Source organism: Cyanobacterium sp. T60_A2020_053, from assembly GCA_015272165.1.
Classification (GTDB): Bacteria; Cyanobacteriota; Cyanobacteriia; order Cyanobacteriales; family Cyanobacteriaceae; genus Cyanobacterium.
In genome coordinates, this window is record JACYMF010000036.1 from 1 (window position 1) to 14458 (window position 14458).

Below are 14458 nucleotides of genomic sequence, written 5' to 3' on the forward strand. Positions count from 1 at the left end.
TTTTTTTGTTGAGAAATTCAACGGGGGTCTTTCACTCACATTTCAAGATAAAATTAAAACCATACTTTGTTATTTTGCAACAACTCCATTACTCTATAACTGCTAAGACATAGTAACAGTATCAAAAAATAGCGTTACTGAATTGTGGTATGAAACATTAATGAATTACAGCAAATATATAACACTCAAAATATTATTACTACTCCCTATTCCCTACCCCAAGCAAAAACATATTTCAAATCAGCAACGCCGTCAGTTATTCATGGTCAATTGTCAATTACCTTCAGGACTCCACTTTTTCATCAACCCTTATTGTAAGATAGAATATAAAGTAATAGGTGTGTGTCTATGTGCTTTGAGATGAGATTTTTCCTTTCTACAGTGTTTCTGACTCGACTTGTTTTGGCTTTGTGTAGAGATTATTGATAAACTGCTCAAAATGGGTTTAGATGCCTTTTATTTACTTCTATGGTTGCCCTGAATAGTCGGTGTTACCCCACTTTTTTATTCATTATCTTCTATTTCACAACAAGTCTATTATGAAAACTTTACAATCAATAAGTCAGACTCTGAAAAAGTGGCAACGTATTTATAGCCGTAATTCCGTTTCAGATGCGCCACAAAAAGCGCCCGTCACCGTAGCCAAGCGCCCTTCCCCTCAGCCTAGTTGGTTTCGGTTCATGTGTAAAATACATCCGCCCGTCATGTTGGCATTATCCCTAACTACCATTACGGGAGTAGTTAGTTATCGTTTTTACAATCAACCAGAATTGGCAGTTGGCACTATTTCCCCCACCAAAATTATCGCCCCTCAAGATGGTAGTTTCATTGACCAAAAAACCACAGAGGAGTTAAGACGCAACACTCGCAGTGGTTTATTACCCAGCTTAAAAAGAGATGATACCGTCACCGCTAATATTGAAGAAAAAATCGCTGATTTTTTAAGTCAAGTAGAACAAGGAAGATTGATTTTAAAAGGAAATCCCACCATCGATAAGGGAGTTTTATCCACCCCAGTGCAACAATATCTGATGAAGGCGAAGGGCGCTGAATGGCAAAAAATTATTGATAATCGTGACACTTTGACCTTAATTAAAGATGGTGGCGATACCTTTGCCCTTGCCGTTAATCAATTAATTAACTATCAAAATCGAGTGAGTGACGCTCAATTTGAAGATTTAATTAACCGCATCGCCACCCAAAGAAGTAATTATCAAACTGCTTTAGCTAAATTGCCAGATTTTGATCTTGCCAATGCTACCGATAAAGCAATCTTATTGGATATTGATGACAGTCAATGGTTAGAAGTAAAGAGTCAGGTAAAAGATGTTACCCAGAAAATTTTAACTCAGGGATTGCCCTTTGGCTTACCGGATAACTTAAGAAAAAGAACAGTTGAACTACATTTTAATGATACCCCCAGCGCCCTTCGCCCCATTTTAATTCAGTTAGTGTATGGTAATTTACGCACTAATTTAGTCATAGACGAAGCACAAACCAAAGAAAGGGCGGAAAGGGCAGCCCAAGAAATTGATCCAGTCATCATTGCCATTGAAAAAAATCAAACCATTGTCGATATAGGAGAAGAAATTAGCCAAGCTGATTTTGTATTGTTAGATAACTTTGGTTTAAGTCGTCGTAGTATCAATTGGGGAGGAGTTTTTACCTCTGGAGTATTAACCGCAGGGGCGCTGATGGTGTTTCAAATCGTGGTAAGACATCCTCGCCAAGGGCGCTTGAGACGACGAGATCAATTTTTATGGTGGTTACTCTCCATTTCCGTACCCATTATCAGTTTATTTGATGTGGGTTACAACTCTCTACCGGCAGTGGGTTTCTTGATGAGTACCTTTTATGGTCCAGTGGCAGCCGTTACCCATGTTAGTTTAACGGCTGGATTAACCCTCTTTCAGACGGGCGCTATGGGGTGGCAATATCTGCTCTCCTCCTACGCTTCTTCCCTTCTCGCTTCTCTTGTGGCTGGGCGTTTGCGTTCAAGGGAGGAGTTAGCTTTTTTAGGGGGCGGAGTGGGCTTAACCCAAGGAGTAGTTTATTTTGTAGCAACAGTAGCCTCTAGCGTCACGGTGGGAACTTTTTGGTATGCCATTATTCCCCCTGCTCTTTGGCATGGTACTGTAGGTTTAAGTTATGGTGTTTTGGCTTTGGGTATTTCCCCTTATTTAGAGCGCTTTTTTGATTTAATTACTCCTATTCGATTAGCGGAATTATCCAACCCCAATCGACCTTTATTAAAGCGTTTAGCCACGGAAGCTCCCGGCACTTTTCAACATACTATGTTTGTGGCATCCTTAGCAGAAGCCGCCGCTCAAAAAATTAACTGTAATGTGGAATTAGTAAGAGCCGGTACTTTATATCATGATATTGGTAAAATGCACGATCCCCTCGGCTTCATCGAAAATCAAATGGGTGGCAAAAATAAACATGATGAAATTAATGATCCTTGGCTTAGTGCCGATATTATTAAAAAGCACGTTAGTCAGGGAATTATGATGGCGAAAAAGTGCGGTTTACCCCAAGCTATTCAAAATTTTATCCCCGAACATCAAGGCACTTTATTAATATCTTATTTTTATTTTCAAGCCAATAAGCAACAAGAGGAAAACCCGGATATTGAGGTGGAAGAGAGCGATTTTCGTTACGATGGTCCTATTCCTCAATCGAGGGAAACAGGTATCGTTATGTTAGCCGATGGCTGTGAGGCGGCGCTGCGTTCGTTGAAGGGCGCTAGTCCAGATCAAGCCATAGCCATGGTTAACAAAATTTTTAAAGCGCGCTGGCGCGACCATCAGTTGGATGAGTGTGGATTGCGCTATGAAGAATTACCAGCCATTGCCGAAGTATTTGTCACCGTCTGGCAACAGTCAAACCATGAGCGTATTCGCTATCCCAAAGGGGCGCTGGAGATGAAACCATCAGCGCCCGTCTCTAATTAGGAGAGTTATTAAAGATTTTTAGTTTGGGCAAAGTAATAAGTAACAAGTAAAAAGTAATAAGTTTTGATTCTTTTTGATGAAAAAAGATTTTCCCAGAGTTTTTAACTACTAATTAGGGGTTGCTGAAAAAGTATTTTGGTGAGGGGAGGTATCAGGCTTCAGGTGTCAGGTTTCAGGTGAAATGCTTATAAATTAAAGACTTTAGCCTAATAGTTACTTTTCATAAATTGCTCATTTGTATCAATTATTTTTGATTCGGATGGAAAAAATAGAGTATTTTTAGAGAAAAAAGTCAATTTATGACACTTTTTGTTATGTAGAATAGACTTTAAACTTTTATTTGACAAGGGTTTTGATTTATTCAGCAGACCCTAATTAATAAATTATATTAAGTCTGTTTGATTAATCATAAATCTGTAAAACTAATCTTAGTTCAATTTATTGAACGATCAGGACATTAGCCGTGTAATTCATTACACGGTGGGTAAAGTGCGAAGATACAATCTTTTTATAATTAAGCACTACCTAAGTAATAATACTGAACTTTAGCAAAAACATAACAATTTATAAAATTAATCGAAAAAAATTAAGCAGTTAATTATAATATTAATAGGGTAATATTAATTAGCTAATTTAACAGATTAATTACACCGTACTAACCACTCCGTAAAAACTCGGATACTTAGTACAATAATTACCAAATATAAGTAAAATTACCATTATTTTGTTGTCTCCCATGACCAAACTTCCTTAAATTTATTAATTTTATTGAAAAAAAAACAAGTATTATTATGTCGAAACTCAGCAAAAATCAATCAATATCAAATTTGATATGGTTGTGGCAAAAATCTAACCAAGAATCTGGTAATACCTTAATTATTGCCATGTCATTGGGACTATTACTAATCGCCGCCACCACCGCCGCCATTGTGAGTTCAACTCGCAATAAAACCAACGTTACCGCCACCGAAGCATCAGTTCAAGCCGTTGAAGTAGCGGAATTAGGAGTAACAAGAAGCCATAACTTTCTCGCTCAAAATCCTGAATTTGCCCTCGCACCAAAACCAGCCAATCCCAAATGGGATGCTAGTAACGCGCCCATCCTCGCCACAACTATTCCTGAAGGTAGCTATGCAAATACAAGTGGTACTAAAAGCACTTGTGGTCAAGTTTTAGCACTTCCCACCAATCAAACAGCTATTACTGAGGCTTCTAGTAATAGTGAGTTTATTTTTGCTCAAAATGTTGATAATAGTGATGCTAATAAAGGCTCATTTGAAGTTTTAAATTATGTCTTGAGAAAACCAAATGGTCAAGACTCTGCTACCACCGCAGAAATTATCGCCAACAATGATAGCTTTGGAGTAGGTCAAGTTATTGGTTTTGGCGAATTAACATTAAGATCAAATGTACCTGATCCTAATTCTCGTAGCCAAGTAAAAGTCACTATTCCATTAGTAAAAAGACAACCAGATCAAATTCCCTTTCCCGGAGTTTGGTTAAGTGGTCAAAATACAGCATCGGCACCCAGTAGTCTCAAAGCTGATTTAATGGTGACAACTTGCGATAACGTTAATCTTAATATTGAACCAGGATACGATGTTATTATTTCTAGCGTTACTTTTCCTAAACTACCAGCTATCCCTTCCGGAATACCAGATTTAGGGACAATAACTAATGAGATTCATTTGCCCCGAGTGAATAGTAGCGGAGTGGTTACAGATACCCCAGACTCTAACGGAATTTATCATTATGTGGTTGATGGCATAAATCTAAGTGCGAATCAAGATTTAAACATTATACCCGGTTATAAAGTTAATCTTTATCTAAGAGGAAGAATTGAGCCTTTACCTAACTCTTCTGTGGTAATTCATGAATGCTCTAATATGACAGTCAATGGTAAGTTATATACTTGTGACTCAGCTAATCCTCAAAATGCTACCAGCGACGGTAGAACGGGTTACACTAATTTTAATTTTAAGATTTTTGGTTATGGTCATAGTGGTACCCCCCATGCTACGGTCAACCCCAGTGATGCAAACTTTGGGACTAATTACTCTTCTACTTCCCCTAATAATTTTCCTTATGTTTGTTTGAGAGGAAATGGTGAAACTATGGCGTTTATTTTTGCTCCTGATTATTCGGTGGGGGTTGCTGGTACTGGTTCTAATGATGGGTTTCAAGGGGCGCTATGGGTCAAAAAATGGGTGGATGCCGGGACAGTTTCTGGCTGTACTTCCAATACCTCTCAGGTGGCAGCAGTACAAACCATTAACGCTTGGAGTGATGTTGGCTTAGTTCCCCAAAATATCCCTCCTCTGATTGATAATATTAGTAAATGGGAACGGGAGGCAGTCAATTAATTATGAATAAGTTATTTTTAACTAAGTTATTAATCCATATCGGTGGTTTAACCGCAAGGAATCAAAAATCAGGTTTTGCTCTTATTGAGGTGTTAGTTACCATCCTTGTGGTAACGGGATTTATTCTCGGTTCACTACAAGCTGTAGTATTATCAACAGTATTACGGGTTCAAGCACAGGATAAAAATGAGGCACTAAACTGGATACAACAAGATTTAGAGTTAATCCGCTTTCAGGCTTTTAATTTATATCGAAATTCTGACCCAGTGAATGATCCCGGTGGCAAATATGCAGATACCGGATGTTCGACAAAAGATCACGGTAGCAGGTTGCTAAATGATCCAACCAATGGATTATTACAACCAACGACTCCTCGTTTTTTTGGAGTACAAACTACACCTACATTGAATGATCGAGACCCAAATTCACCAAAAATTAATGACAAAGAGTATTGGATTTACCGCCAATATAATCCAACGGGTAATACTCTAGGAATAACTCATACAGTTTTATATTCTAGTAATCATCCTCGTTATGTTAATACAACAAGTATTGCTATTAACAACACAAACCCTAATTATGTAACAACTTTATCAACGGAGGTAATTCCTAATGCGGCGCTTGATTGTCCTTAATAAACTCTCTCAAGAAAAAGGTTTTAATTTAATTGAATTATTAGTGATAACTATTATTATAGGAGTGGCAACAGCTTTAGGTACTCCTAGTTTGGTCGGCGCGCGCCGTCAAGAAATTACTAATCAGGCTTTTAACGAAATTAAGGGCGCTTTAATTGAAGCTCAAGTTAATGCTAATCGTTTAAGTGGTTCGTGTACGGTTCTGATTAGCTCAACTCAAGTCTTATCCTATTTACACGTTGATGATGATAGTAATCCAAATACAGACAGCACAGATGATGATGGTACAGTAGGAGTACTAGATCCAAGACCTACGTCCAACCCCACATCTTGCACTTTAGAGACTATCAATATAGATGATAATGTTGTTAGTGTTACAAGTACTTCGGGGGGGGTTATCACTTATAGCTTTAGAGGCACAACATCTGATGCACAGACGATTTGGATAGCAAGAAAAAATTTTAATGGTATAGCTTTAAATGACACAGCAAAATGTGTTGTTGTTTCTACTATCGGCATGATTCGCACGGGAGTAGTAGCTAATTCCGCAAATCCTCTCACGGCGACTAACTGCAGTAATCCCGAAAATGATCGTTATCGCCCTTAAAAGAAGACAATCATAATGGGTTGAATAGTATTCAACCCCTACGAGTCAAAAAGTAAGTAATATTAAGTCCGTTTAATTACTTATCAATAATCTTAGTTCAATTTATTGAAGGTAAACCTATTGATTCCGTGTAATGAATTACACGGTGGGTAAAGTGCGAAGAGATAATGTATTTGTAACTAATTATCCGAACTTGATATAATTCATTACATGGTGAGTAAATTACGAAGATATAGTCTTTTGCTATCTCTTTAAAAAAATAAAGCACCATCAAGAAGCGAACTTATAACCAACACCTCTAACAGTCAAAATATAGCGAGGGTGGTTAGAATCTTCCTCAATTTTGCGCCTAATCTGCCCAATATGGACATCCACCACTCGATTATCACCCATAGGGTTATTTTCCCACACATTATTAACTAAATCCTCACGACGCCATACTTTATTGGGATGGGTTGCCAAAAAGTAGAGTATATCAAACTCTAAGCTGGTTAAGATAATATTTTCATTTTTAATAAAAACTTCCCTCGTTTCAGGATTAATTCTTAAATCATCTAAATGAACTTGATTTTCAGGAGAAGATTTCACCAAGCGCCGACGCTTCAAAATCGCTTGAACTCGAAATTCTAATTCTTCCAAGTCAAAAGGTTTAGTTAAATAATCATCAGCGCCCGTCACAAAACCCTTTTTTTTGTCCTCCGCATCAGTGCGACTGGTTAACATCAAAATAAAAACATCACTATGATTTTGCATTTCTACACAGAGATTATAACCAAGAGTATCAGGTAAATTAATATCTAAAACCACTAAATCAGGTCGAAATTCTCCAAAAATATCAATGGCAGTTTTGCCATCGGTGGCATATTTAACCTCATAGTTTTTTTTCTGCAAAAAACGGCTAACTAAATTACCAATACTGGTGTCGTCATCTACGACTAGAATTTTTGAAGAAAAAGTTGCCATTTTTATTATCGTCGAAAAGTATTACAAACAAAATTAGTTAATTTTATGAGCTGAATAAATGCTTATATTTATCGTAAAAATGTAAATATCTTTTATATTACCGTATATTTGCGGATATGAGCAGAAATAATTAGGGGTTGCATTCATTAGTGGAGTGGAGTCGTTGAGGTAGGCAACAGGCAACAGGCAACAGGCAATAGTCCAAAATACTTGTCAATCAAAAACTTTGACATAATGATCACTTTTCATCAGTTGCTCATTTGCATCAATAATTTTGGCTCTATTACTTTGAGTATGATAAATTATTAGTCTAGGTAGGGAAAAGGGAAGAGGAAAAAGGGAAAGGAGAATTATTATCTAATAATTGATAAACTTTTAACTTTTAATTTGCTACGAATGCTATGGGGTAAAGGTTATAAAGGTTATTTTTTGTTAATTTATCATAACTACTATAGAAGAGCCCCATAATTTTTAATAAAAATACCGTGAAAAGAAAAAATTACATATACTACAGTAGGCTAATAAAGCCTCATCATTGTCAATTATCCATTCCCTTGATGACTCCCATGTTTCATCAACCATAAATCAATACTACCCCATCAAAGAGAGAAAACCCTACATAATTAACAGAAAACTTCATGAGAATTTGATTAAAATGGAGATAGTCAATTATAAAACTTCAGCACAATGAACTTTAATCCCCTCAATCTTTACGGCTGGTATCGCAACACTATTCGTAATCCTCGTTATCGTTTGTGGATTATTTTAGGTACTTTCGCTTATTTATTAAGTCCTCTTGATATATCTCCCGATATTTTTCCTATAGTTGGACAAATTGATGATTTTGTAGTGGTGTCAATAATGTTATCAGAAATATCGCAACTGATTTTGAGTGGCAGTAAAAAACAAAAGTCATCACCTTCAAATAATGATAATTCCAGTGATAAAACTGTAGATGTGGAAGCTGTTTCTATGGATTAATTTTTTTGAAAATCAGAGCGTTTTTATGCTAGGGAATGAAAAAGAATATTGCCCCTAATGACACCAATAAACCCAACCAAAGAAAACTATTGTCTTTAGTATTTACTTGAGACAAATCCACTAATTCAATTTGTGGTTTTGGTTTGATTTTACGAGGGCTACTAACTGACTGATTAACGATATATTTGTTGGAGGAGTCTGTTAAATCAGGAATTGGTGTCATCCACGATGAGGGGCGCTGTAATTCGGGTGCTTGGAGTATGTATAACAAACGCACAGCTTGGCTTTTGGTTTCACCGTGGGGATGACTACATAAGTATTGACAAAGTTCCAGCGCCCTCCCCGTATCACCTTTTGCTTGATAAGCATTTACTAACCACAGTTGCACTTCACCGCCTTGGGGAGTGCGCTGGGGAATTAATTTACAGGCACTTTCCAAACATTCTACACTAAGCCGATATTGTCCGCGCTCAAATGCTAATTTACCTTGTTGATATTGTTTTTTAAATTCTTCTTCAATAAAAGAGTTCACGATGGACAATAGATAATAGACAATAGACAACTAATAGGTAATGGACAATTAATAATTAGTGATTTTAAAACCTTAGTTTGTGTCAAAAATTAAATTTTGCCCATAAATATCAGAAAGTTTTTGGTTCTTGAAATTTTAGCTATTCTCTAAAAAAGCAGATTATTGCCCGTATTGTGCCTGTAATTCATCATCATGATCATCCGCTAAATTAGCAACCAGAGTAATTAAACGAGAAATTTCTGACGGTGAAAGCCCGGCTAACGTGCGCTGGGCAGATACTACCACTTGATTGTTAAAGATACTAAAACAAGTTTCAAACGTACCACTCCAATTCAATTCTAACAATTTTTTCATCAACTCAGGCTCATTTTTAGCAGGAAGAGACAAAACCGTTGCCCAAACCGTTAATAAATCCTCCTCCTCTTCGCCAGCCAACTGCACAAAAACCTCAACACTACCATATTGAAACTTCCAAAGATAACCACTTTCATCATGTAAAACCATCGCACTATTATTTTGTTCCAAACTGGAAATTACCGTCTCTATTTCCTCCTTATGATTGATAACCTCTCCAAGATAGTCGTTAACAGTGAAATTTTCCTCAGTTAGATTTTCTTCAGTATAGCTAGATGTATTCATGGCATTTATAAAATTTACTGACCAACATTTAGCATGATAGATCAAAAAATACCATCCCTCTCAGTGAGTTTTTTGTCTGAGGTAGTAGAGGTTGAGTCTTATTCAACCCTTACGGAGGTATTTATCATTATCAATTGTCATCTTTACCAAAAGAAACGTATTCTGTGTTACATTTCTTAAAATAGTCTCAACCTTTATTAAATCAAGAAAAGGGGACAAGAAGAAAAAAAATTTTACAAAACTTTAGTTTATGGTATATGATGATTAAGTGGTCAAATTTCCTATTATGCCGTAATTGATCCGAGTAAGACAAGGGCATAAAAAGAGAGAAAGAGGTTTACTAATAGAAAAACCAAAAAAAAGACCTCATTTTACACACAATTATGTATAATTTTAATTCCCTAGATATTATTAATTAATCTAGTATAGATAACTATCGTCTTATGCAACCTTTACCCAAAAACATTGATACAATCCGAGTCTATTTAAAAGAAATTGGTCGCATTCCTCTATTAACCCAAGAGGAAGAGATTATTTATGCCAAACAAATTCAAGAATTAGTTAATCTCGAAAAAAAAAGGGAAACTCTGAAAAAAAAACTAGAAAAAGAGCCAACTAAATCCGAATGGGCGAAAGCAGTAAAAATATCTGAAAAAAATTTAGATATAAAAATTACCCAAGGAGAAAAAGCTAAACGGCGCATGGTTGAAGCCAACTTACGTCTAGTGGTTTCCATTGCCAAAAAATATCTCAAACGTAACCTCGATTTATTAGATTTAATCCAAGAAGGCACTATTGGGATGCAAAGAGGGGTAGAAAAATTCGACCCAACCAAAGGTTATCGCTTCTCTACCTATGCTTATTGGTGGATACGTCAAGCCATAACTCGTGCCATTGCTGAAAAAAGTAGAGCCATCCGTTTGCCATTACACATTACCGAAAAATTAAATAAAATCCGTCAAACTCAGAGAAAATTATCAGAAGAAAAAGGGCGCCCGGCAACCATTGCTGAGTTAGCAGAGGCGTTAGAGTTATCCCCTGAGCAGGTTAGAGAGTATTTGGGCAAAGCGCGCCAACCTTTATCCCTTGATTTAAAAGTGGGTGATAACAATGATACTGAGTTAGGAGAATTATTGGAAGATAAAGGGCAATCCCCCGAAGACTTCACCGATTATTCCTGTTTACAATTTGACTTGAAAAAGATGATGTCAGAATTGACTCAGCAACAACAAGATGTAATTAGGTTACGTTATGGTTTGGAAGATGGAAAACCTTTAACTCTATCTAAAATTGGTGAAATGCTCAGTATTTCCCGTGAAAGGGTGAGACAAATTGAGCGAGAGGCGCTAACTAAGTTACGCAAACGCAAAGAAGTTATCCAAGAATACGTTGCTAGTTAATCTTTTTACCCTTCCCCATGGAAGGGCTTTTTGATGAGAATTTTTACGAAACAGGAGATAAAAAAGTGGATAATTACCCACCTTTTCCGCATACCCTAACTATCTAAAACCACTTCTTTCTCTTGATAAACCTTACTTTCTTTTCCTCGAACTAGGGCTAAACCCTCTTGTAAGGCAGTCAGGCGATCACCCATCCAATGATGTGCGGGAATTAAACCAGCAATTCCGAGTTTTTCTAAGCGACTTTTAACTTTCCCCGTAGCGCCCACCACAATGACATCACGGCCTAAATCGATAGCTTCATGGATAGCGTTTTCAATGGCAAGAGATGATGTAACCCCTAAAACTGGTACTTCACTTAAATCCACCAAAATTACATCATAATTATCAATGGCATTATGTTCTCGTGCAATGGCTTTAGCTACCCCAAAAATCATCGGTCCACTAAGATGAAATAGTAATAAGCGATTTTTCGCTAAATCAAGAATTTGTTTCTCTTCGGGATTTAAACTGATTTGATCATCATCATCGGTAATAGCCTTAACAGCGTTAGACTGTAATTCCGATAAACGATCGATGGTTAAAACATTGGCAATAAATACCCCCACCGCCACAGCAATCATCAAATCGACGAAAACGGTTAAAATAATTACGGTGTAAACAATACCAGCGGCCTTCCAAGAAATTTTATGAACTCTGCTAAGAAAACTCCAATCGATGACGCTAATACCAACTTTCAAAACGATTCCTGCTAACACGGCTAAGGGAATGCCATTGGTGAGGGGCGCTGCACCTAACATAATTACCAATAATACCCCAGCCCGAACAATTCCAGCCACGGGGGTACGTCCACCAGCTTGAATTGCCACTACACTGGGAGTAGTAGCGCCCGATCCTGCAATACCACCACATAAACCGGCAACGATATTAGCAAAACCTTGTCCAATTAACTCTTTGTTGGATTTATGCTCCTCACGGGTTAGACTATCACACACTAAGCAGGTTAATAAACAGTCAATACAGCCCACTGTTCCCAATACAATTGCATTGACGAACATTAACCGCAGGTTTTCCATATTCCAAGTCGGCAATTGTAACTTTGGTAAACCAGGGGTAATTTGCCCAATATCGCTAATGGTGCGAATATCATGGTTTTTCAGCAGTAACATTGCGATTAATGTACCAACAACTAAAGCCGTTAATTGAGGCGGTACAATGGTTTTCCATTGACGAGGGTAAAGGAATAAAATGGCAAGGGTGATTACTCCCAATATCAATTCTTGAGGATTAATATTTGATACTAAGTTCGGTAAACTTCCAATTACTCCCAATACGCCACCATCGGGGGTTTCTTGTCCGAGGAAGGGCGCTAATTGTAAGAAAATAAGGATCAAACCAATACCTGTCATAAACCCTGAGATCACGTTATAGGGCAACATGGTGATGTATTTACCCAGCTTGAGAATCCCAAATAGAATTTGGATAACTCCAGCCATCATAATCACGGTAAAACCCATGGCTAAACCTGTGTCTGGATTTTTAGCGATCAATTCTGTCATTACGGCTGTAACAATAACCGTCATCGGACCTGTAGGCTCAGAAATTAAACTAGGAGTGCCACCAAAAAGCGCCGCAAATAAACCCACTAAAATAGCGCCCCACATCCCAGCCGAAGCACCAGCGCCCGTCGCAATACCAAAAGCCAATGCCATGGGTAAAGCAATTACGGCCGCCGTCAATCCGCCAAAGATGTCCCCTTTGACGTTGCGCAAATGAATTTCATTAAATACCTGCATAATCTATAGTAATTAGTTTTCAAAACAAACTTGTGCTTAACATAAAAATTTATTTTTGTCAAGTCTTTTAACGGTAAAAATCAGTATCTTTCGTAGCTGTTTGTTTTACATTGGAAATATTGATAAACTTGATACACTCGGGGGGCATCGTAACATAAACTCATATTTTTCCAAATTTTTACTGAGTAAGCATAAAAGTTCTCGTGCAAAATTAATTGTATATAGGCAAGGGGTTTAAACCCCTTGTTGTTATAGCTTTGAGAAAAACAAAAGTCACAATTAATTTTGCTTACTTGCTTATGGGGCTTCTAGCCCTAAATCCGTCGAAGTGTTTTTGTAACAAAGCTAATCCATTATCATTTTCCATTATCAATTAAATTATGCAGTACGAATATTTTGCGACAGTAGCGCGCGGTTTAGAAGAAATGTTAGCAGAGGAATTGCAAGAATTAGGAGCGCCCACCACCGCTACCGATTTTACTGGGGTTCATTTTGAAGGGGATTTAAGTTTATTATATCGAGTTAATTTGTGGAGTCGTTTAGCTTTTCGTATTCTGCGCAAAATTGCCGTAGTCAAAAGCAATAATCCTGATCAACTTTATGACAGTGTAAAAACCGTTGATTGGTCATTATATCTCAGTCCTGAGCAAACTTTTCTGGTAAATTGTACAGGAAAAAATCCCCGTTTAAATCATAGTCATTTTACCGCCTTACAAATTAAACAAGCTATTGTTGATCAACAACAGGAAAACCAGCGCCCTCGTTCCAATATTGACACCCAAAACCCCGATATAATTATTAATGCTCACATCCACGAAAATCAATGTATTTTGAGCTTAGACAGCACCGGAGAAAGTCTCCATCGGCGCGGCTATCGTTCGGCTATGGGGAGGGCGCCCATCAAAGAAACCTTAGCATCTGCTATCATCAAAATGTCTAATTGGACACCAGATTTGCCCTTTTTTGACCCTTTATGTGGCTCAGGCACATTACCCCTCGAAGCCACACTAATCGCCCTCAATATCGCTCCCGGCTTATATCGTCGTGGCTTTGCCTTTCAACAGTGGGCAGATTATGATGCCGACTTATGGGAAAAAATGTTTAGGGAAGCGGAAACACAGGAAAAAGATTTACAACCATTAATTATGGGTAGTGATGCCGATGAAGACGTGATTTTACAAGCAAAAAATAACGCCCGTGCCTGTGGCTTTGCCGATAAAATCAAATTTAGTCAACAAAGACTAGCAGATATTGAAGCGCCCGCCGATCATGGTATCCTCATTTGTAACCCCCCCTACGGCAAAAGATTAGGAGATACCGAGCAACTTATTCCCCTTTATAAAATGCTAGGAGATGTTATGAAACAACGCTTTCGGGGTTGGACAGCTTATATTTTAAGTGGCAATAAAGAATTAACCAAAAAAGTTGGACTGCGCACCTCAGCGCGCATCCCCATTGATAACGGCGGTATTCCTTGCACCCTCTTAAAGTATGAATTGTACTGATATTGACACTCCCACCACTAAACCCTACGGGTTATAGTGGGGGATTCTTGGTTCACCGACTCGCCGTTAGACGACAGCCCATA

General features: G+C 37.7%; 11 protein-coding genes. 7 read left to right on the forward strand and 4 right to left on the reverse strand.

Annotated elements, in window-relative coordinates; all coding sequences use genetic code 11:
- The first annotated feature begins 539 nt into the window (after window positions 1-539).
- From IGQ45_05475 to IGQ45_05490, 4 genes are all read left to right on the forward strand, one after another.
- On the forward strand, window positions 540-2954 hold the full coding sequence (locus IGQ45_05475; GenBank protein ID MBF2056672.1) for an HDIG domain-containing protein: 2415 nt from the start codon (window positions 540-542) through the stop codon (window positions 2952-2954).
- 791 nt (window positions 2955-3745) lie between these two features.
- Entirely contained in the window at window positions 3746-5317 is a 1572-nt protein-coding gene (locus IGQ45_05480) for a hypothetical protein (GenBank protein ID MBF2056673.1), read from the forward strand.
- A 2-nt stretch (window positions 5318-5319) separates the two neighbouring features.
- Window positions 5320-5952, forward strand: a complete 633-nt coding sequence (locus IGQ45_05485) for a hypothetical protein (protein MBF2056674.1) — start codon at window positions 5320-5322, stop codon at window positions 5950-5952.
- Window positions 5930-6559 (forward strand): type II secretion system protein, encoded by a 630-nt coding sequence (locus tag IGQ45_05490; protein ID MBF2056675.1) that lies wholly within the window; start codon window positions 5930-5932, stop codon window positions 6557-6559. The genes IGQ45_05485 and IGQ45_05490 overlap by 23 nt, the downstream gene beginning before the upstream one ends.
- Window positions 6560-6829: 270 nt before the next feature.
- Here the strand turns inward: IGQ45_05490 and IGQ45_05495 are convergent, their stop codons facing one another.
- Window positions 6830-7522: a response regulator transcription factor gene (locus tag IGQ45_05495; GenBank protein ID MBF2056676.1), complete on the reverse strand. Its 693-nt coding sequence runs from the start codon at window positions 7520-7522 to the stop codon at window positions 6830-6832.
- A gap of 687 nt (window positions 7523-8209) precedes the next feature.
- On the opposite strand from IGQ45_05495, the gene IGQ45_05500 reads away from it, so the two are divergent.
- Window positions 8210-8503 (forward strand): DUF1232 domain-containing protein, encoded by a 294-nt coding sequence (locus IGQ45_05500; protein MBF2056677.1) that lies wholly within the window; start codon window positions 8210-8212, stop codon window positions 8501-8503.
- Between the two features lie 28 nt (window positions 8504-8531).
- On the opposite strand, the gene IGQ45_05505 is transcribed toward IGQ45_05500, so the two are convergent.
- Window positions 8532-9035 carry a tetratricopeptide repeat protein gene (locus IGQ45_05505; protein MBF2056678.1) on the reverse strand — a complete coding sequence of 168 codons (504 nt, stop codon included), beginning with the start codon at window positions 9033-9035 and terminating at the stop codon, window positions 8532-8534.
- A gap of 159 nt (window positions 9036-9194) precedes the next feature.
- Complete coding sequence (locus IGQ45_05510; protein ID MBF2056679.1) at window positions 9195-9674, reverse strand: YbjN domain-containing protein; 480 nt, start codon at window positions 9672-9674, stop codon at window positions 9195-9197.
- A gap of 443 nt (window positions 9675-10117) precedes the next feature.
- Between IGQ45_05510 and IGQ45_05515 the strand changes: the two genes are divergently transcribed.
- Window positions 10118-11074, forward strand: a complete 957-nt coding sequence (locus IGQ45_05515; GenBank protein ID MBF2056680.1) for an RNA polymerase sigma factor, RpoD/SigA family — start codon at window positions 10118-10120, stop codon at window positions 11072-11074.
- Between the two features lie 95 nt (window positions 11075-11169).
- Here IGQ45_05515 and IGQ45_05520 read toward each other — a convergent pair whose 3' ends face one another.
- Complete coding sequence (locus tag IGQ45_05520) at window positions 11170-12870, reverse strand: SulP family inorganic anion transporter (protein ID MBF2056681.1); 1701 nt, start codon at window positions 12868-12870, stop codon at window positions 11170-11172.
- 380 nt (window positions 12871-13250) lie between these two features.
- Between IGQ45_05520 and IGQ45_05525 the strand changes: the two genes are divergently transcribed.
- Window positions 13251-14375 (forward strand): class I SAM-dependent RNA methyltransferase, encoded by a 1125-nt coding sequence (locus IGQ45_05525; protein ID MBF2056682.1) that lies wholly within the window; start codon window positions 13251-13253, stop codon window positions 14373-14375.
- Window positions 14376-14458: the final 83 nt, after the last annotated feature.